General features: G+C 65.0%; 12 protein-coding genes. 7 read left to right on the top strand and 5 right to left on the bottom strand.

Annotated features, from left to right (window positions below; genetic code table 11):
* Positions 1 to 230 precede the first annotated feature (230 nt).
* From ACESMY_RS10915 to ACESMY_RS10905, 3 genes are all read left to right on the top strand, one after another.
* The gene (locus tag ACESMY_RS10915) at positions 231 to 2,375 is read left to right on the top strand and encodes a TonB-dependent receptor (protein WP_372784614.1); all 2,145 of its coding nucleotides are present in this window, start codon (positions 231 to 233) and stop codon (positions 2,373 to 2,375) included.
* 136 nt (positions 2,376 to 2,511) lie between these two features.
* Positions 2,512 to 2,985, top strand: a complete 474-nt coding sequence (locus ACESMY_RS10910; RefSeq protein WP_372784613.1) for a hypothetical protein — start codon at positions 2,512 to 2,514, stop codon at positions 2,983 to 2,985.
* 20 nt (positions 2,986 to 3,005) lie between these two features.
* A complete protein-coding gene (locus ACESMY_RS10905) occupies positions 3,006 to 4,991 on the top strand; it encodes a serine hydrolase domain-containing protein (RefSeq protein WP_372784612.1) in 1,986 nt (661 codons plus the stop codon).
* A 50-nt stretch (positions 4,992 to 5,041) separates the two neighbouring features.
* On the opposite strand, the gene ACESMY_RS10900 is transcribed toward ACESMY_RS10905, so the two are convergent.
* Together ACESMY_RS10900 and ACESMY_RS10895 are read right to left on the bottom strand one after the other, a co-directional pair.
* Positions 5,042 to 7,348: a serine hydrolase domain-containing protein gene (locus ACESMY_RS10900; RefSeq protein ID WP_372784611.1), complete on the bottom strand. Its 2,307-nt coding sequence runs from the start codon at positions 7,346 to 7,348 to the stop codon at positions 5,042 to 5,044.
* Positions 7,349 to 7,373: 25 nt separating this feature from the next.
* Positions 7,374 to 7,709, bottom strand: coding sequence for a DUF736 domain-containing protein (locus tag ACESMY_RS10895; protein WP_372784610.1), 336 nt, complete (start codon positions 7,707 to 7,709; stop codon positions 7,374 to 7,376).
* A gap of 360 nt (positions 7,710 to 8,069) precedes the next feature.
* Here ACESMY_RS10895 and ACESMY_RS10890 point away from each other — a divergent pair, with 360 nt between their 5' ends.
* The 3 genes from ACESMY_RS10890 to ACESMY_RS10880 all read left to right on the top strand — a co-directional run bounded on the left by ACESMY_RS10890 (position 8,070) and on the right by ACESMY_RS10880 (position 14,559).
* Positions 8,070 to 8,975 carry a HEPN domain-containing protein gene (locus ACESMY_RS10890; RefSeq protein WP_372784609.1) on the top strand — a complete coding sequence of 302 codons (906 nt, stop codon included), beginning with the start codon at positions 8,070 to 8,072 and terminating at the stop codon, positions 8,973 to 8,975.
* 483 nt (positions 8,976 to 9,458) lie between these two features.
* A complete protein-coding gene (locus tag ACESMY_RS10885) occupies positions 9,459 to 12,773 on the top strand; it encodes a VPA1262 family protein (protein ID WP_372784608.1) in 3,315 nt (1,104 codons plus the stop codon).
* 328 nt (positions 12,774 to 13,101) lie between these two features.
* Complete coding sequence (locus ACESMY_RS10880; RefSeq protein WP_372784607.1) at positions 13,102 to 14,559, top strand: serine hydrolase domain-containing protein; 1,458 nt, start codon at positions 13,102 to 13,104, stop codon at positions 14,557 to 14,559.
* Between the two features lie 82 nt (positions 14,560 to 14,641).
* On the opposite strand, the gene ACESMY_RS10875 is transcribed toward ACESMY_RS10880, so the two are convergent.
* A complete protein-coding gene (locus ACESMY_RS10875) occupies positions 14,642 to 15,160 on the bottom strand; it encodes a hypothetical protein (protein ID WP_372784606.1) in 519 nt (172 codons plus the stop codon).
* An 88-nt stretch (positions 15,161 to 15,248) separates the two neighbouring features.
* Complete coding sequence (locus ACESMY_RS10870) at positions 15,249 to 16,823, bottom strand: hypothetical protein (protein WP_372784605.1); 1,575 nt, start codon at positions 16,821 to 16,823, stop codon at positions 15,249 to 15,251.
* Between the two features lie 148 nt (positions 16,824 to 16,971).
* On the opposite strand from ACESMY_RS10870, the gene ACESMY_RS10865 reads away from it, so the two are divergent.
* Positions 16,972 to 17,961: a hypothetical protein gene (locus ACESMY_RS10865; RefSeq protein ID WP_372784604.1), complete on the top strand. Its 990-nt coding sequence runs from the start codon at positions 16,972 to 16,974 to the stop codon at positions 17,959 to 17,961.
* Positions 17,962 to 18,165: 204 nt separating this feature from the next.
* Here ACESMY_RS10865 and ACESMY_RS10860 read toward each other — a convergent pair whose 3' ends face one another.
* Positions 18,166 to 19,164 (bottom strand): helix-turn-helix transcriptional regulator, encoded by a 999-nt coding sequence (locus ACESMY_RS10860; protein WP_372784603.1) that lies wholly within the window; start codon positions 19,162 to 19,164, stop codon positions 18,166 to 18,168.
* Positions 19,165 to 19,212: the final 48 nt, after the last annotated feature.

The raw sequence follows: 19,212 nt of genomic DNA, 5'->3' as shown, positions 1-19,212 counted from the left end.
GACCGAGCGGTCGGCGGATGCTGTGACCCCGGCGATCGGAAATACCAGGCGAAAACTGCCCGGGGACTAGCGGCGCCGGAGGCGGGACGTCGACCGTAAGTTCCAATTCGGAAAGCATTTGCCAGCGATGAAAATTTATTGTCATCTTCGACTTAGAGAGCTCTGCAGGGGGAATTTCTATGAACGCTGTCACTAAGCTTAACTTGCTTGTCGGAGCAGCTTTCTGTGCCTTGGCATTTCCGGCGGCGAGCTACGCCGCTGAAGCCGCGTCGGCGAAAGCGCCATCGGTTCAAGAGCTCGTCGTCACCGCCCAGAAGCGCGAAGAGAACCTGCGCGACGTGCCGCAATCGGTCACCGCGATTTCGGGCGAGACCCTCTCTATTCAGCGCGCGGTCGGCTTCCAGGACTATGTAAGCCGCGTGCCTGGGATGGCGCTGATCGCCTCTCAGCCCGGCTCCAACCGGCTGGTGCTGCGCGGTATCAACGCCGGCGGCGTGAGCGCGACGATCGGAACCTACGTCGACGAAACCCCCTATGGCTCGGTTACGGGCCTCGCCAATGGGGCCATCCATGCGCCCGACTTCGACACCTTCGACATGCGTCGGATCGAGGTCCTTCGGGGGCCGCAGGGCACGCTCTACGGCGCCAGCAGCCTGGGCGGACTGCTGAAGTTCGTCACCAACCCACCGGATCCTTCGGCCATGTCGGGACGTCTCGACAGCGAGATAGACAGTACCAATTCCGCGGCGACCGGCGGAGCGATCAAGGGCGTGGTCAACCTGCCCCTTAGCGACCGCGCCGCGATCCGCGTCGGCGGCTACTACGACAACCAGCCGGGCTTCATCGACGACCCGCTTCGCCATGTCCGCAACGTCAACGGCGCGACCTACACCGGCCTGCGGCTCGGCTTCCTGGTCCGGCCGATCGACAAGCTGAGCATTCGCCTGTCGGCCGTGGGCCAGAACATCGACGGCAAGGGCACCAACACGGAGGATGTGAACCGGACGACGCTTTCACCCCTCTACGGCGATCTGACCCAAAGCCGCACCTTCTCCTCGCCCAACAAGATCGAGTACCGCATCTACAACGCGACCATCGACTACGACTTCGGCCCCGCCGACCTCGTTTCGGCGACCAGCTACGGCACCCTGCACCAGGACACCAACCAGGATGCGTCGGCTCAGTTGGGCGCACTACTTTCGACCATCTTCAAGCAGCCGGTCGGCTCCAACGTGCTGCAGTTCCTCGATCAGAAAAAGTTCACCCAGGAAATCCGGCTGGCCTCGCCCGCGCAGAAGTTCGAGTGGCTGGTGGGCGGGTTCTTCACGCGCGAGGACAACGTGCTCAACCAGAACCTGAGTGCGATCAGCATCCCGAACGCCCCGCAAGTCGTCCCCGGCCTTGGCGGCCTGCAAACGGTGATCCTCAAGTCGAACTACCTGGAGTACGCGGCCTTCGCCAACGCCGACTATCACTTCACCGACCGCTTCGACGTCAGCCTCGGCGGCCGCATCAGCCGCAATGATCAGCACGACAACCAGCTGAACGGCGGACCGCTGGCCGGCGGAGCCTCGCTGGTGACCGGCAGGTCTTCGGAGAACGTGTTCACCTTCGCCGTAGCGCCCAAGTACAAGCTGAATGACGACACCACCCTCTACGCGCGGGTCGCGAAGGGCTATCGCCCCGGTGGCCCGAACGCGTTGAACCCGCTGGTCCCGCTGGCGGTGCCGCGGGTCTTCGAATCCGACTCGATCATCAACTACGAGGTCGGCGTCAAAGGCGACGTCGGGCGCGCCATCACCTACGAGCTGACCGGCTTCTTCATCACCTGGGACAAGATCCAGCTGCTGGCGAACGTGGGCGGGTTCGGAGTCAACACCAACGGCGGCTCGGCCGAAAGCAAGGGCGTCGAAGGCGCGGTCACCTGGGCCGCCACAACCGAGCTGACGCTCTCGGCCACCGGCGCCTATACCGAGGCCCACCTCACCGCCGCGACCGGCCCACTGCTCGGCGGTCACGACGGCGACCGGCTGCCGTATTCCTCGCCTATCACCGGCTCCCTGAACGCCGACTACAACCACCCCCTAGCCGGCGACACCAGCCTGTTCCTGGGCGCCAGCGTCGGGTTCACCGGACGCCGGCGGTCGGACTTCAACGCCACGATCGGCCAGATCTCCGTGCCGGCCTTCACGACCGTCGATCTCCGGGGCGGCGTGACGATCCGGGCGTACCGGATCGAGGCTTTTGTGAAGAATCTGACCGACGAACGCGGCATCCTTTCGCTCGCGGGGTTCGGCTCGACCCCCGCCGGCGCACTTCAGGCCGGCCTGGTCCGGCCGCGCACCGTCGGCGTCGCGCTGTCGGCGAATTTCTGACGGCGCAGGCCCTCACTGCTCGCGGACCCGCGTGGCTTGTCTGGGACGTGCCTTATGGAGATCACGTGCAGGGTGAGTGCGACGGCAGCCAATGAGACGGGCTTCGGACCCCACCAACGCCCCGTCTCGCGAGGAGTTGCGCCTGCTTGCCAAGCTCGAAGGCCGGCCGCTTCCGCGTGGCGAGGCGCTGGCAGTGCTGCTGGGCTGCGACGCAGCCGCCGCTCGGCGGTTCGTCACCAGGTTCCGCGAGCGGGGCGTGCTGCGCCTTGCAGACGCCGTACAGGCCCCGCCCGAGTCCTGCGACTGCGTGAGCCATGTCCGCATCGACTGGAGCCGGGTCAGCGATCAGGCAGCCTTGGAACGGCGCATATGCATGGATCCCGCGATCCTGGTCGCCGACCTGATTCTAGGGAACTCCGACTACCGGCTGTTCTCGCGTCATCGCGACTTCCGCGCCGCACATGGCTGGATCCGGCAACTGGAATCCGATCCAGCCATAGGTCAGATGACAACCCGCTTCTGCGCCGGCCTGCGGGCTCGGCCCAACTATGCCGCCGCACGGTTAGCGCGCACGCCCGACGAACCTGCCTGGACCGGCTTTGAACCATGAGATCCTGGAGACCTAGCGCCATGAGGCCAACATTCATCATCGCAGGCTTGGCGCTCGGACTTGGCTTGCTCACGACGCCTCTCGCCTGGGCCCAGGCTCCGCGGGAGCCCAGCCCAAAGCCGTCGCCGAGCGCCGCGCCCCTTACTACGCCCTTGGCCGCCGCACCTTCACCGGCTACCGCGCTGACGGCGGTCGACGCCGAAGCCTGGCTGGACGGCCTGATTCCCAACGCCCTGAACACCGGCCGCGTACCGGGCGCGGTGGTCGTCGTCGTTAAGGGCGGCCAAGTCCTGTTGGAGAAGGGCTACGGCTTCGCCGACTACGAAAAGCGCACCCCCGTTGATCCAAAGCTCACCCTGTTCCGGCCCGGATCGACGTCCAAGCTGTTCACCTGGACCGCGGTGATGCAGCTGGTTGAAGCGGGCAAGCTCAACCTTGACGCCGACGTGAACGGCTATATCGATTTCAAGATTCCCGCCTACAAAGGGGTACCCGTAACCCTTCGCCAGATCATGACGCACCGCGCGGGCTTCGAAGAACGCGCCATGGACGTCATCGAGTTTGGCCGCCCGCCGCCGGCGCTTGGCGATTTTCTCAAGAGCTATGTCCCGCCACGCATCTTCCTGCCCGCCGAGGGACCCGGCTATTCGAACTACGCCACCGCGCTCGCCGGCTACATCGTCCAACGCGTCTCCGGCGAGCCCTACGACGACTATATCGAGCGCCACATCCTGAACCCGCTGGGGATGAAGAGCTCGACGTTCCGACAGCCCTTGCCCGCGGCCCTGGCGTCACACATGGCCAAGGGCTACGAGACCTGGGACAAGCCCGGCGCAGGCTATGAAATCGTGGGACCGGCCCCGGCCGGCGCGCTCGCCTCCACCGGCGACGACATGGCGCGCTTCATGATTGCCCAACTCCAGCTTGGCCGGCTCGGCGACGCCCATATCCTCAAGCCCGAAACCGCCACACTCATGCAGACCACAGCGTGGCGAGCGTTTCCCGACCTGAACGGCAACCTGCTGGGCTTCATGGAGCGGGACATCAACGGTCACCGCGCCATCGGGCATGCCGGCGACACCAACTACTTCCACACCGACCTGATCCTGTTTCCCGACGATCAGATGGGCATCTTCATCTCGGTGAACGCGCCGGGGAAGGACGGCGCTGGCCATATCCTGCGCCAGACGCTGCTGGAGGAATTCGCCGACCGCTACCTGCCTGCGACCGCGACAACGACGACACGGGTCGATGCGGCCACCGCCAAGACCCACGCGGCGATGATCGCCGGGGCCTACGGCAATACGCGAGGCTCGAAGTCGACCTTCATCTCGCTGCTGGGCCTAATCTCCCAGAACAAGCTCAAGGCGAACCCCGACGGCACCATCACTGCCCAGCCGCTCTATCACCCCGCCAAGTTCGTGGAGGTGAAGCCGTTCCTCTGGAACGAGGTCGGCGGCCACGACAAAATCCAGGCGACCGTGAAGGACGGCAAGGTCGTCCGCTGGGCGGGCGACGGCGTCGCCCCCATAGAGATCTATGTGCGCCCCACCGGGTTTGCCGGGACGGGCCTGGAAGTGCCGCTGGTGATCGCGAGCCTCTGCCTGCTGGGCATGACGGCGCTCCTCTGGCCAGTCATCGCCATTGCGCGGCGGCGTTACGGCCGGTCCTTCGACCTGAAGGGCCCCCGCGCGCAGGCCTATCGCGCGGTGAGGATCGGGGCCGCCCTGTCGCTGGGCGGCGTGGGCCTGTGGCTGTTCGTCTTCAGCCAGGCGCTCTCCACAAAGGGCGGCAGCCTCGCGCTCTGGATGCACTTGGCCCAGCTAACGTGCTTCGTCGCCTTCGTCGGCGGGCTTCTGGTGGCACTGTGGAACCTGCTGCAGGTCTTCAAGCCCGGGTCCGGCTGGTTCGCGAAGGTCTTCGCCGTCGCGCTCGTGCCGGCCTTCGGCTTCATGCTCTACGTCGCCCTGACCTATCACCTGATCGGTACGGGCGTCAGCTTCTAGCCCTCGGAGCGATCTTCCGCAGCCCATGGCGCAGGTTGCGAGCCTAGGCGTCAGCGGACCTCGGTGTAGACGTAGTCGTGCTGGCTATCTCGTACCGTCAAGGTGCGCAGGCCATTCGCGCGGCCGATCGCGGCATCGAGGCCGATGGCCCCGGGACCGATGGACACCAGCGAGATGCTTCCGTCGGCGTTCTGTCGGGTCGCCACCGGGCCTTCGACAGCCCCGGCCTCCACCCATTTCGCGCCGCCCTTGTCCCGCAGGGTGATGACATTGCCGAACTCGGGGTCGCGGTACTTCGCCGCTAAGTCCGCGAGCGCGGCGGCATCGCCGGGGATCGTCAGGCGCGCACGCTTGGCCCTGGCCTGCGCCTTCATCCGAGCCGCCGCGGTGGCCACGTCCAGCGCTGCCTGCGGCTTGCCGTCATAGGCCACCTCCAACAGCCGGCGAAGGAAGGGCTCGAACATGGCGGGGCCGGAGTCAGCGTTGGTCAGCAGCACCGCGCCCATCTTCGCACCCGGCAGGATCCACCAGTCGCTATGGAAGCCCTGCAGGGTGCCGCCGTGGGTTATCACCGGCACGCCGGAGACCACCTCGTTGAAGAGCCCCATCCCGTACCAGGCGCCTTCGCCCGTCGGCACGCCCCGTTTGCGCCGCTCCAGCAGGTTGGCTTCGGTCACCAGGCGCTTGCCGTCGGGCGTGACGCCTTTCGACAGTTCCAGCTCAGCATACCGCGCCACGTCGGCCGCACTCGACCAAGCACCGCCGGCCGGGCGGTACGGCGAGATGAGATGGTTGAAGTGGTTCGACATCTCGGTCATCTGGCCATCGACGTTGAAGCCGTGCGGCCGCGCCCAGTCGCCGCTTTCGCCGATATTGAAGTCGAAGGTGGTGTCGCCCATGCCGAGCGGCCCGAAGATGCGGGTCTGCATGGCCTTGTCGTAAGCGGCGCCGATCTCGAGCTTCGGATAGGCCAGGGAGCCGCCGACGTAGCCGGCCGCCGCGGCCATCAGGTTGCTGTACTGAAAGAGCTCGCCGAACGTGCTGGTCGGCTCGGTCTGCGACAACTGGCGGAAGGTGTCGGACGCAGGCGCCTTGCCGTCGGCCAGAATGAAGGCGTAGTCGCGCCGCGGCAGGCCGGTGCAGGCGCAGACCAGATGCTGGATCTCCGTCGACTTGGTGGTGGCGTCGCTGCCCAGGCGGAATGACGGGTAGAGGTCGGTGACCTTCTGGTTCCAGCGCAGCTTGCCCTCGTCCGCCAGCACCGACAGCAGGAGCGTCGTCATGCCCTTGGTGTTGGACGCGATCATGAATTTGGTGTGGGCGTCGACGGGTTCGGGGCGGCCAAGTTCGCGCACGCCATAGCCGCCTTCCCAGACGACCTTACCCTGATCAATCAAGGCGATTCCGACGCCGGGCACGTCGAGTTCACGCGCGGACTCGCCGATAAAGTCGCGAAGCGCCTGGATCCGCTCAGGCGTCAGCCGATGGGCCGTCTTGCCGGCGAAGGTCTCGGGCGCATAGCCGGCTGGCCGCAGGCTGCGTTCGATGATCGACGCGGCGGCGGCGCGCTTGTTCATGGTCGCGTCCGAGCCATCGACGATGGCGACGGTCCATGCGGCGCCCCTGCGCATCGCGAGCGCCGAAATCACCGCGCGTTCCCCAGGCGAGGTGTCATAGGCGAAGTTGACGCGCTCTTCCCAGCCGTCGGCGGCGGTGCCCGGCGTGGCCAGTCGCACCGTTCGGTTGGCGCTGGGTTTGTAAAGCGACCAGGCCTTCATCGCGGCCGCCTGGGCGTTCGCCGCGGCTCCGACCTCCACGACGGCTATATTGAGATCAGCTTCCGGCGTCGCGAACACGGTGGCGGACCCTTGCTTGGTCACCACCCAGTCCTTCGGCTGGACGTAGGCGATCCCGGAAGCTGTCTTTCCGGGCATGTCGGCAGTGGCTCGGCCCTGCGCTATCAGGGCCGTGGGCACGCTCAGCACGGTCGCGACAAGCGCGAGCCGCAGAACCGTCTTCTTCATCGCGACCACGCCGCCCATCATCATCCGATCCTCGATTGTCGACCCGCGGACAAAGCGGGAATGAGAACGCGAAAACGCCTTGAATTCGTTAAATCGGAAAATCCATTTCAATTTCGGCGATGTCAACCGACCTTCCTGGAGTGAGGCAACAGCATCAAGACAGCGGTTCGATTGCAAAATCAGACCGCGGATCGAGTGCCCGGCGTTGAACGGAAGCAACGTTGTTGGCCAGCGGACCGCGCGAAGCTGCGTCCACGCGACACGACGCGCGCCGAAGCCGGCGCGCGTCGTGGTCCTGCGAGATCTCATTCCAGCCCGAAGAAAGCGCCCCACCGGAGACCGGTGGGGCGCGCTCGGGTCACTCGGCTGGAGCCTTGCGAGTGGCCTTGTCCTTGGGCCGGGGACGGGACCACACCAGGTCGTAGCCGTTCTCGCCGTCGAACAGGTTGGCGGAGATCGCCCGCGGCAGGCTGGGGTCGTCCAGCTTCACCGAAACGTAGTCCCGCTCGTTCTTGGCGATCTTCTTCCACGCCACGCCCACTTCGGCGGCGCCGGCCATCACGCGGAAGTCGGGGCCCTTTCCCTCGGTCTTGTCTGTCGGGCGGAACGTCACCGACTTGAGGTTCATGGTGAGGGTGTGGATGACGCCGGTGTAGCCGTCGTTAGTCTTGGTGAAGGTGCCGATGTTCGCCATGGTAGGTCTCCTGATCTGTCGTGCCGCGCCTGCCGCCGCCTCGATGGCGATCCCAAAGTCGTAGGTCCAACAGGGCCGCCCGCAGCCCTAAGGCCCGCAGCGCAGCGGAGGACGGCGAAGGCCCGGCTTTCCTGCCTCGCGAGGAATGGACCCGAAGGGGCCAGGGGAAGAAAGCCGGGCCCGCCGTTGCGGGCGGACCGGACCCGACCAGATCAAGCCACGAGAGGCCGCGTCAGCGCAGACACCGGCAAAGGAGACGCGACGCCGCGACTCAACCAGACTTCACGAGACAGCAGACGCTCCTCCTGCGACCCAAATCCCTGCCTTGTCACGACGGGCGGTTCACGGGACAGAAGACGGGTGAAGACCAGCCTCGACCATCTGCCGGACGGCAAGCGACGCGAGCTCAGCCGCGTCGTGGAAATCCTGTTCGCCGAGTTCGAGGACGCGCTCAAAGGTCGCAACGCCCCACACCGCAAAGCTGGGCGCATCCTGAAGATCATCCTGTTCGGCAGCTATGCCCGCGGCGACTGGGTCGACGATCCCAAGGGTGGCTACAAGTCCGACTACGACCTCCTGGTCGTCGTGAACCACCCCGAGCTCACCGACCTCCCCGACTACTGGGGGAAGGCCGACGACCATCTCCTTCGCGCCTACCAGATAGCGCACGAGCTGACGGCGCCGGCGAACTTCATCGTCCACGACCTCGCCGACGTGAACAAGCAGCTCAAGCGCGGCCGCCCGTTCTTCATCGACATCGTGCGGGACGGCGTCGTCCTCTACGAAGCCCCCGACCACCCGTTCGAACACCCCGAGCCACTCTCGGCTGCAGAAGCCGCCGTAGAAGCGCAGGGGTATTTCGACGACTGGAATGGCAAGGCGCTGAGCGCACTCAAGGTGGCCCGGTTCGCCATTGGCGAAAATGAATTCAAGGACGCTGCATTCCTGCTGCACCAAGCAACAGAACGGCTCTACCACTGCCTACTGCTCGTCCTGACGCTGTACAGCCCGAAGTCCCACAAGCTGAACTTCCTGCGGTCACAGGCCGAGCGTCTGGCCCCGCTCACCATCGCAGCGTGGCCAGGAGATACACGGTTCGAACAGCGCGCCTGGGAGCTCTTGCGGCGAGCTTATGTGGATGCCCGCTACTCGAAACACTACAAGATTTCTCTGGAAGAACTCGCGTGGCTCGTAGCGCGCGTGGCCGTCCTGCAGCAGACTGTGAGCAACATCTGCGACGAACACCTCGCAGCTCGAAGCACCTGAATCCTCACGCGTCCACCTCCGCTGTTGGGAGACCAGACAGGTTGGGCAGGTGTCGCCTAAGCGCCATGTCTGGACGGCTCCCCGTTGGCAAGGTTGATCTGGGAGTTCTGTGACGGTTGGTCGGTGCGGCCATGTCTTCGACCTGTTGGTGCGGCGCATGGGCCGCTGGCCATGATGCCCTCCGCGCAATCAAGAGCTCTCGCAATCGCCTCGTCCACGGAGACCTTCGCCTCGAACCTGCGGGGATCAAAGCAGGTGCGACCCCAAAGCCTGGTTCGTGTCGAAGGCTAACTGACTCTTTTCGGCGAGACGCGAAGACGCCGGCGACGCCGGGAGCGCTGAGCCCCCTCAATTTGAGATTGTTGACCGTCGCTTCGCGCGGATAGATGGCGCGCGAGGCACCGAGGTGCTTCCGGGACGACTTAACGGCTGACCGGCGCTTCATCTGGGCGGTGTTCGTCGGTGAGTGTTCGCGGGGATGAGATGGCTACCCTGGACGATCTGATCCAAGATGAGCGGTTTAGGCGGCTGTTTGCCGTCGACGCCGGTCCGTGTGCTCTGCAGCTGTGGATCTTGCAGATCAAATCCGACGGGGTGACCGAGTCGCACGTCGTTTACGGCCGCCTGGTTCCGTACAACTTCTCCAACGACAGTTGGTCAGCGAGAGAAGAAGATGACTTTGAAACGATTGGCCAAATCCAAGCACAAGTCATCCGTCTCAACCTGTATGTCGAGAGCAGCATTTGTCCGGATCTGCTCCGACGTCTGAGTGGCGGCGCGCCGCTCGCTGCGCTTAGCGACGAATTGAAGCTCCTCTTTTCCGGCAAGCTAAGCGCTCGCGTCGGAGAAGCCGCCCTGCCGGCCGACCGTATGATCTACCGGCCCGCGGCAGCTCTCCTCAATCGCGACGCCTACGACCGACGAACACCGTCGAGTCCCCATGGCGGAGCCGGCGCGTTCAGTGCATCGATCATGCGATCGGACAAGGAGATCCTGTTTCAGGTCGGTGGAGGCTACGATCCGGCGCTCGCGGCCCTGATTGTGAGGCGGCTCAAGGAAGACACCGGCCTCGACTTCGGCAGTGTCGACGCGCCACGCATCGGAGACGTGGAGTTAATGGTGTTCCCCGCGTTGGACAGCGCCGAGCACACACTTCTCGACGTCACCTGGACGGATGCTGATGCGGTTGTGACTGTGCAGTTCAACCCGGTCGCGCCCAGCCACTTCAACGACTTTCAATTTCGCCTCTGTCTCGAGAACAACGGCCAAGTGCTGTACACCGCGATCTCCGCCGCTCAGCGTCGCGACACCGACGGGTTCGAATGCGCTTTTGTCGTCGGGGCCGAGCTGCGCGCGATAATTGACACTGCCGAGGTCGAGGTCTTCGGCCTAAAGGACGCCGATGCTCGGAGCGGTGCGCTGTGCTGCCGTTGGCGTGGCAGTTACATCCGAGAGATTCATTTTCAAGGGACGATGTTGGGCGCAGTCGCCAGCGCCGTGAAATTCGATTGGCTGGAGAAGACGGCCCATCCGTCCATGGCGCCCCGGGTGGCCGCCGCCACAACGGTTAGCCGTGGAAACGCGGGCTTCGGCAGCGTTGTTGGCGATCGCAAACGCGATCCGTGGGTTCCGGTGAATCGGAACATCGGTTCATTGCTTTCACGACTTCACCCCCCGAAATCGGAAGGCCGCTTCTTTCCTCGCATGTCACAAGGCGACGGCGACGGCCGACTACAGTTCGTCGAGTGGCTCAAAGCCCTCCTCGGCAAATACGCTCAACACCAGATCATCATCTTCGACCCGTATTTCGAGACCGCCGGGCTGGCCTTGTTGCTTCTCCAAGCGGCCTCCGACACCGACTACATCGTCTTCACGAGCCTCCCCAAACCGGCGAAGGAAGGCGACGACGCATCGTCGGAAGCGAACCCGCCTGGAAGCGACCGCGTCAACAATCTCGTCGCCAGCTGTGAGCAAAACCGAAGGCCCCTGAGCCGATTAAAGCTGCGGATCTACGGCCTGAAGGAAGGCCGGCTGCATGACCGCTACATCGTCATTCTTGGACGCGATGGATTGCCGGCCGCTGGCTTCAATCTCTCGAATTCATTTCAGAAGGCCGCCGAAAACTACCCGTTGCTGGTCACGCCGATCCCGGAGGACGTGCTCCTTGCGGTTGAGGAATACACGACCGATTTAGTTCGCGAGGCACAGGCGTCAGCAGCCGAAGCTGTTGGCGCAAGTCCCGCCATCGAACTGCTGTTTGATTCGACGGCGTACTCGACGCGGCAGCGGCGCTACGAGCCGCTGAAGTCTCTGGAAGGCGACCTCTCCGGAAGCAGTCTGGCGCTTTGGACCGGCGAAGCATCGCTAAATGGCTTGTCGGGCGATCCGCTGAAGGCACGCTTGGCGGAGCTCGGCTGGCTCGACGGCGAGTCGCTCGCATTACCGAACGCGGCTGGCCTGCGCCGCTGGCTGCAAGAGCGAAGCGGCGACTTCGCCACCGATTCTGGATATTGGAACGTGCTCGGTGAACTCCTTGCGCATTCGAGCTCAGACGATCGCAAATTCCGGGAGATCGAGTCCCAAGCCGACTTCCTAAACTTCCTTGGAGCCTTCCTGGGCGCCGCCTTCGAACGTTCCGAAGGCGAGCCTGAGGACGAGATCGCGATCATCGATCCTCAGTTGTTTCACACATCGTTTAAGGTGCTGCTCCGCAGCACACGCCGCTTGGAACACCTCTATCACCCCACGAAATACGTCGCCCTGACCTGGGCCGAGTTTTTCGCGATCCGGCTTCTTTGGTGGCATGCGCCCAGCGTACTGCTTCAAGTCGCCGAAGCTGAATTGGCGCGAACGTCGTCAAAGCCGGACGCTTTGGAATGGAAGCGGCTTTCGCTTCTGAGTCAGATTGTCAGCGAGATCACGCTGTCGGTGACATTCGACATCGCCGATGAACAGCGCGATCGCTTGTTGCAAAGTCCCAATGGGCTGTTCCGATGGTTCGGCTTCGAGGTGCTTGTGAAAGCGCTTGAAGAGCCCGCTGGGCTCAGCGCCGTCCTGCCGTTACTCGCGCAATTTTCTAAAGAAGAGCGGATTCAGGTCTTGGGTTCGATGCTTCGGCGAACTGCTCAGAGGACCGAGCTATCGGAAACCTACGAGAGCGTGACGTCCGCGTTGCACGACGCCCTTCCTGAGAAGATATCAGTGGTAGACTTGAAGTTTCTCATCGACGCCCTGCGTGGCCACATGGGCGCGCTCGGGTGGTCCGAACCGTGGCTCTTTCGCGACGTGATCCATCCTTTGCTCGTGAACGAGCGCGCTAGCGTCGACGACGCCTCGGTGATCTGGATCGACGAGCTCGCAGCACTCCTGGAGCCAAGGCCGGATCACCAGACCCGCTTGTTCCAGGGCCCACGTGAAGGGCAGACAACCAATATCGCGGCGTTCCTCTTCGCGCACAGCTCGCCCGCACAGCAGAATGCCAGCTTGAAACTGGTGCGCGCCATTCTGAATCGTCAGCGCCAAGCGATCCAGCAACCCCTCGCGAGCACGTCGGACTGGTCGCGCTGGAATCTCGCCCTGATCACCTCGATGTGGGTTCTCGCCTTCTCGCGATGGGGAGAGTTCCATGTAGGCGACGCCGGCCGGCCAGACGCCGGCCTTCAAGAGTTGTCACGGCAGGCTCGCGAATTGGCTATGGCCAGGCCGATCGAGGAATGGCGCGCCACGCGCACGGGAAAACCCGACGATCTCGTCGCTTTCCTCGACGAAGCAAACGATCGGCTCGCCGGCTCTATGTGATCGGGTTGAAGTCGCGCCGGCGAGACTGCGTCGGCGTTCCCGATCAAAGGGTGTTGGCTCCGGATGTCTGATCGGCACCCATCGTTCGCGCCATCAAGTCGATCAGCGGCAGTTCCGCGCCAGGAGCGGAACTTCATGTTTCTCCAGAATGCGGACATTCATTAGCTCAAGCGGGTCCGCGAGCGACGGAGGACGGCGGCGGCCTCTGATGGTTAGAAATTTGCGTCGCGCGCCCGCGATCCGCATCCGCCGCGACAAGCGGGGCCGTATTCTCGCCATGAGCGCCTCCGAGGCTTCGTCGAGCGCCGTTCGGCGTAAGGGGAGCGACATGGGTTATCGCATCGGTTCCGCAACGGCGCTGGCGGCGTTCATGCTGGCCTCAGCCCCTTTCTCCGTCGCGCAGCCAGCGCCGCCACCGCCGCCACCGCCCGCCTCGGGCCCCGTCACACCGAGCCCCGCGAGCGAACTGGCCTACCGCATGCTCGCGGCCGCCAGGGCCGGCGACGACGCTTTCCAGGCCTTCGCCCACGAAGCGGCCAAGCAGCCCGAAGCCGCCACCCCGGGCATGCGTCGCCAGATGGCCTCCTTGCAGCCTCACGGCCTGATCGCCGCCACGCCGACCCATGCGGAAGTCTCGGTCTTCGACCCAAACATGGAGAGCTGGGCGATCCTCCGCCTCGACATCACCGCCGACCAGCCGCACAAAATCACCGGCGTCGGGCTGGGCCCCGGTCGGCCTCCCCCCGGCGTGGCCGGGCCGCCGCGCCTCGCGCCCGCCGCCCTGGCCGCAGCCACCCGCGCGCGGCTAGAGAAGGCCGCAGCCGAGGATCGTTTCTCCGGCGCCGTCCTGATCGCCCACGCTGGCCAGCCGGTACTCACCGCCGCCTACGGCCTTGCCGACCGTGAGGCCAAGACCCCGGCCACGGTCGACACCCAGTTCCGCTTTGGCTCCATGGGCAAGATGTTCACCGCGGTCTCGATCATGCAGCTGGTCCAGGCCGGCAGGATTGACCTCACCGCCCCCATCGGCCGCTACCTGCCGAACTATCCCAACCGCGACATCGCCGAGCACGTCACCGTCAACAACCTGCTCACCCACACCGGCGGCACGGGCGACATCTTCGGGCCGGAATTCTTCGCCCACCGCCTGGAGATCAAGACCCCCGCCGACTACGTCACACTATATGGCGCGCGGACCGCGCTGTTCGCGCCAGGCGCGCGCAACGCTTACTCCAATTACGGCTTCATGCTGCTGGGACGTATCGTCGAGACCGTCAGCGGCGGCAGCTACGATGATTACATCGCCGCCCACATCTTCGTGCCTGCCGGCATGACCGCTACCGGTAACCAGCCGGAGAACGTGCGCCTGCCCAAACGCGCCACCGGCTACATGACCGGCCCCAGCGGCAAGATTTACAACGCCGCCGACACCCAGCCTTGGAGCGGTACTCCGGCCGGCGGCGGCTATTCCACAGTGGGCGACCTCGGCAGGTTCGCCGACGCCCTGATGGCCACCCGCCTGCTCGACGCCGCCCATACCAAGATGCTGACAGACGGCGGCTTCACCGGCGTCGACGGCAAGTTCTGGCGCTACGACTTCGGTGCCCCGGCTGGCGATGGCCGCCGCTTCTATGGCCACAACGGCGGCGCGCCCGGCATGAATGGCGAACTGCGGATATTCCCGGCCGGTGAAGGCCATGACGCCTACACCGTGGCCGTCCTTGCCAATCGGGACCCACCGACTGCGACTGGTACGGCCAACTTCATCACCGACCGGCTGCCCTAGCGGTTGATCAGATCCCGAGCCCGCAATGCGCCACGAGCGGACGTTGAATTCGTGCCGGATAGCAGACCCACACGGAAAGCTGTCAGGAGGTGCTTGCCCCAGCTTCGCCGGACATGAGGACTTCCGCGGCTCGCCATATTCCGGCGCAGTACTGCCCCCACCAGCCGGGATCGAGCGCCCATCGATGGCGCTCTTCCTCACGTCCTCGTTCGTGGAGAGACGAGCGGCGGGTCACGATGACTCCCGGCCACCCGAACTGGTCTCCTGAAATGTCGAGGATCAGGCCGTGGAGTTCGAGCCAGGCGTGGCTGCTGAGGCGCTCGCCATCGTCACCATAGAAGACCCGGCATACGTAGTCGGGAACGACGCCAAAGCTGCGGTTCAGGTGGAACGCGAGAAGTTCGGCGCAGTGACCACAGGCGCCCCGCGGGTAGTTGTCGATATAGACGCGCTCCCAGTGGACGCGGTCGATAGCGTCGAGTGCAGCTTTCAGCTTCGTGGCTGCATGCCGTAGTTGTTCGTCAGTGGGGCCGACCACCGGATCCTCCCATACTCTTACCTGACCGATGCGCCGTTGATTCAGGCGGAGGGCTACCGGCAAGCAGCGCTCATCCGAGATGCGCCATGGGCGGACGTTGGCTCACGGTCAGAGATCGGACCCTCCCCGATCTCTCGGCGTAAGGCAGCACTCACGGCTGGTCCCCCTGTTGCTTCACCCAATCGCGGACCCGCATTAGGACTCCGGCCACGGTCTCCAGCCAGTGCAGCTCGGTGCCGAGATAGGCGGCGAGGACCGCAAGATTCGGCGCCTGGTCAAGCAAGAGTTGGTAGACAAGATCGAGCCCACCGGTCGCTCCCGTGATGCCTGTGCCGACGATCACAGTGCCCTTCAGCGAGTCCCAGACAAACCGCCCGAGCATGCCGCTATCTGCAACCTTCAGCGCCCCGGCTACCGCCCGGACGAACCCGCCGAGAACGCCGCCGGAAACCTGGGACGAACGCTCAGGATTGGGGCCGGCGCCTAGAGCCTCAGCCGCTTCGGCGACCGCCGCCTGAGCGCGGGGGCCAATCAGAGTTCCGGCGGCTTGGACAGCCGCCGAGAACCGTCGTGCGGCTGCCTGAGCGTCGGCGGTCGCGCCTGAGGGCCTACGATAGGCCGCTGCACCGCTTGCCCAGGCCGCACCCTGCGGATGCGACATGAGCGTGGCGGCGTGCAGATGGAGCAGAGACTGCAGCGCCACCGCTTGGGATGCCAGCAGAGGTGGCCGGTCGCCCTCTCTCATTTCAGCGGCGAGCGCGAAGTCCGTATTCTCAAGTCGGACGCCACAGGCATAGAACTGTCCTATCGGCAGCGCTTCGTCGGACACCGCGACCGCGTAGCGTTGCGCTTCCGCAAGCAGCTCCGGATGAGTGTTGGTACCCATCAAGGCCGACACCAGCTCTCGTGCCGCCTCGCACAGCTCGGCCAGGAGCATCAGGGGCTGAAGCTTGGCCGCCTCTTCGTCCTCTTGCCAGCCCAACAGCTCAAGCCGCCCCACCGCGTCGGGTCCGAACCTCGGTCCAGGCTGCGGACCCGGCACTTCGTTAAGTGCCAGTTGAAGCGCGAACGACAGAGCTTCGCTCGGCTCGTCGTCGTCCTCGTCGCGGTCGTCCGCGGGATCGCCATCCGGATCGTCGTCGTCGAATCGGCCGTGCTCGTGTGCTGGTGTCGGCGACCAGTCGTAAATCCCGTCGGACTCGATTTCCTTCACCGCCGCGTCGAGCGCGGCCTCATCGTCCGGGAATTCGTCGCCAAGCTGCTCGCGCGCGTCGTAGGGGCCGCCATAGATCCACTGGTACCCGCCCTCGGCGCTCTCGTAAGGCGTCCGCTCCGCCGGATCTTCGTATCGCTCGCGGAACCATTCCACCATGCCGTCGACCTTGGCCTGGAACTCCTCGGGATCGACGTCCTCCTCGTCCTCGCCCTCGTCCTCCGCACCATCCGACGAACTGCCGCCCAGCGAGATCTCGAAGTTCTGCAGGAGTCTGTGGCGGCCGACATTAACGCTGCGGTCGTTCTCCATCCCCGGCGGGTATTCCCAGAGCTCCCACTCCAGCGTGCCCAACTGCGGGTGTTCCACTTGGGCGAAGTAGCCAACCTCCACGCCCATCTGGCGTTCGTCGGCCGCGCCCTCCTGCCAGTCGAGTTCGTCGGCCTTGATGTCGTAGATCTCGTCTGTGTCGACGTGCTGGATCCGGGCCACCCCCTCAGTCACAACGCTCATGCAGGCCTCGCCGCCGGTAGGTGACTCATTTTCTCGCCCCGCAACCATCGGCTGTGACATTCACAGCTTGGCTTTTAACTTGCGCTCGCCGGGCGCACAAAAGTTACTAGTCGTGAGCGTCTTCTGACGCGGCACCGGCAGGACAACGATGGACGTCTCAGCCCCGACGCGGACCTTTCTGGAGAGCCTGCAACGCAACGACCTGGCGACCCTGGTCGGCGCCTGTCGGGTGACAATCGCACGCCTGGACGCGAATGATGACTGGCTGAGGCAGACCATCGTCGTCGTGTCGGTCGAGGCACCTGCGCCCGTCGACGAGGGCTTGGCCAACCTCCCGGATTTTGACCGGAAGCGGATCGCCGAGGCGGCGGCCAGCGCGACGGAACATCTAGCGCCCGAAGATATCGAGGTCACCCGCACCGGCGCCGAACCGGTCGGCGGCGCCCCGGGCCTGCTCGCCGAACTTTTGATCCAACGGGCAACGATGATAAGCGTCGCGACGGGCGGCACGCGGATCCAGGAGGTCGACGACTACTACATCGCCCGAGAGGCGCGGATCCGAGCTCAGATGCCGGGGGCGGTGGTCTACGGAAACCCCTATCCCAGCCTCTGGGACTGGTACGCCTTCTGGAAGGACAGCCTGCCCACCTACGCGGATCGCCGGAAGTACGCCCGGGAGCTGTTCGCGGGGTCCATCGCGGCCATCGCGACCCGTTCGTGGATCCCCGCGAGAAGCCGGGAGCCAACTGGCTGGGAGCGGGTGGACCGCACCGTGGCCAAGGCCCGCGCGGCCCTCGAAGCCGCCTCGGCGGAAGAGGATTGGCAGGGCATCGGGCTGTTGTGCCGGGAAGCGATGATCTCGCTCGCGCAAGCGGTCTACGATCCGGCCCTGCACGATAGTCTCGACGGGTTGGCGCCCAGCGCCACCGACGCGAACCGAATGCTAGAGGCCTATATCGCCTACGCCTTTCCGGGGCCCAGCAACAAGGAAGTTCGGGCGCATGGCCGGGCGTCGCTCGCTCTGGCCCTGAACCTGCAGCACCGGCGCACCGCCACCCGCCAGCTGGCCGCACTCTGCCTTGAGGCGACCAGCTCGACTGTGTCAGTAATTTCGATAATAGCCCGGCCGGACCTTTAGTCGCTGGCTCGACCCTGCGGCGTCGCGGCCGCGGCCCGTGTAGGCGCCAAAGAGCGGACATCCCGAACGTCGGCAACGAGTCAGAAGCGGCCCTGTCTTGCACGTCCGCTATGCGCCAGGAGCAGAAGTTGGCTCTCGTCCAGAATTGAGACCTTCAGGGGGAATGACTATCCTGCCCCACGGCCATCCGGCGGTCCTCTGCCCTCAGCCGCGCAACCGGTTCAGGACGCGGGCTAGTCCGATCTTCGAATGGACGTCGAGCTTAAGGTAGACGGACGAGAGCTGGTTGCGGACCGTCGATACGCTGACGCCCGCCCGGGTCGCGATGTCGCGCTGGGTCATGTCGCCGGCGTAGAGGCGGGCGACTCGCGCTTCGGTTGGCGTCAGGCCGAGCGTCCCGGCGCGAGCGGCGACGGCGAAGAGGCGACGCTCGTCGGCGGCCTGGACCGTGAATTCATAGTCGCCGAGGACAATTGTGGACCGCGCGCCGTTCAGCAGCGGGTCGAATGCCGGCGGCAGCTTCGGCCCCCGCCAGGCTGGAGCGGCCGCGCAGACGGCAATGCGAAAGTCCTCGCCGGCGGCTTGAATGACGCCCTGATTGCTTGCCACCGCATAGCCTTCGGAATCGTGGAAGCCGGCCGCGGCGCCGCTTGCCGCAAGCCGATAGTGATGAGCGATCTGACACTGCCGCCACGCCAGCACCAGGTGGGGCGAGAGGTGCTCCAAGAGGGCGACGTCCTCCGCGGTGAACGCGCGTCTTGGATCCGCCCGAAACAGGAAGACCACGTCGCCGACGTCGGTGACCTCGTCGCGCTCGGCGACTCCCAGCGCGTGCTCGATGCCCGCCGGCTTCGAGAACTCGAGGTAGATGTCGCTGGCGTGGTAGCGCTCCAGCGGCATGACGTCTTCGTTGCGAAGCGCTCGGCCCGGGTTGGCGACCGCGGCCGATCGGACGAAGTCGTGGGGCTGCCACTTCGCCGCATAGGTCATCAGCGTGTCAAAGGACTGGTCGACCGCGCTGAGGCTGAAAAGCTCGTTGGTGGAATGGACGCCGGAACCCCACACGGCGGAGTCGAACGGCAGCACCGACTGCAGACGACGCAGCGTCGTTTCCTTGAACACCTCGAACGGCAGGGTGAAGACGCCACGATAAACGTCGGCGACCGCGGCCTGGACCGACTTCGGGACGCTCAGGCCACTCACGACCGATCTCATCGATGCGCGACCCGGTATATTTGGGATGTTTGCACT

The sequence above is a fragment of the Phenylobacterium sp. genome (assembly GCF_041691455.1).
In the GTDB taxonomy this organism is placed as follows: Bacteria; Pseudomonadota; Alphaproteobacteria; order Caulobacterales; family Caulobacteraceae; genus Phenylobacterium.
The sequence above is the reverse complement of the archived record's forward strand: the minus strand, read 5'-3'. Positions and strand labels throughout refer to the sequence as shown.

Excerpts from the sequence above, each read along its gene's own strand:
- ACESMY_RS10895 (WP_372784610.1), bottom strand. The coding sequence starts at position 7,709 with ATGGCGAACATCGGCACCTTCACCAAGACTAACGACGGCTACACCGGC.
- ACESMY_RS10905 (WP_372784612.1), top strand. The coding sequence starts at position 3,006 with ATGAGGCCAACATTCATCATCGCAGGCTTGGCGCTCGGACTTGGCTTG.
- ACESMY_RS10880 (WP_372784607.1), top strand. The coding sequence starts at position 13,102 with ATGGGTTATCGCATCGGTTCCGCAACGGCGCTGGCGGCGTTCATGCTG.
- ACESMY_RS10870 (WP_372784605.1), bottom strand. The coding sequence starts at position 16,823 with ATGAGCGTTGTGACTGAGGGGGTGGCCCGGATCCAGCACGTCGACACA.
- ACESMY_RS10885 (WP_372784608.1), top strand. The coding sequence starts at position 9,459 with ATGGCTACCCTGGACGATCTGATCCAAGATGAGCGGTTTAGGCGGCTG.
- ACESMY_RS10865 (WP_372784604.1), top strand. The coding sequence starts at position 16,972 with ATGGACGTCTCAGCCCCGACGCGGACCTTTCTGGAGAGCCTGCAACGC.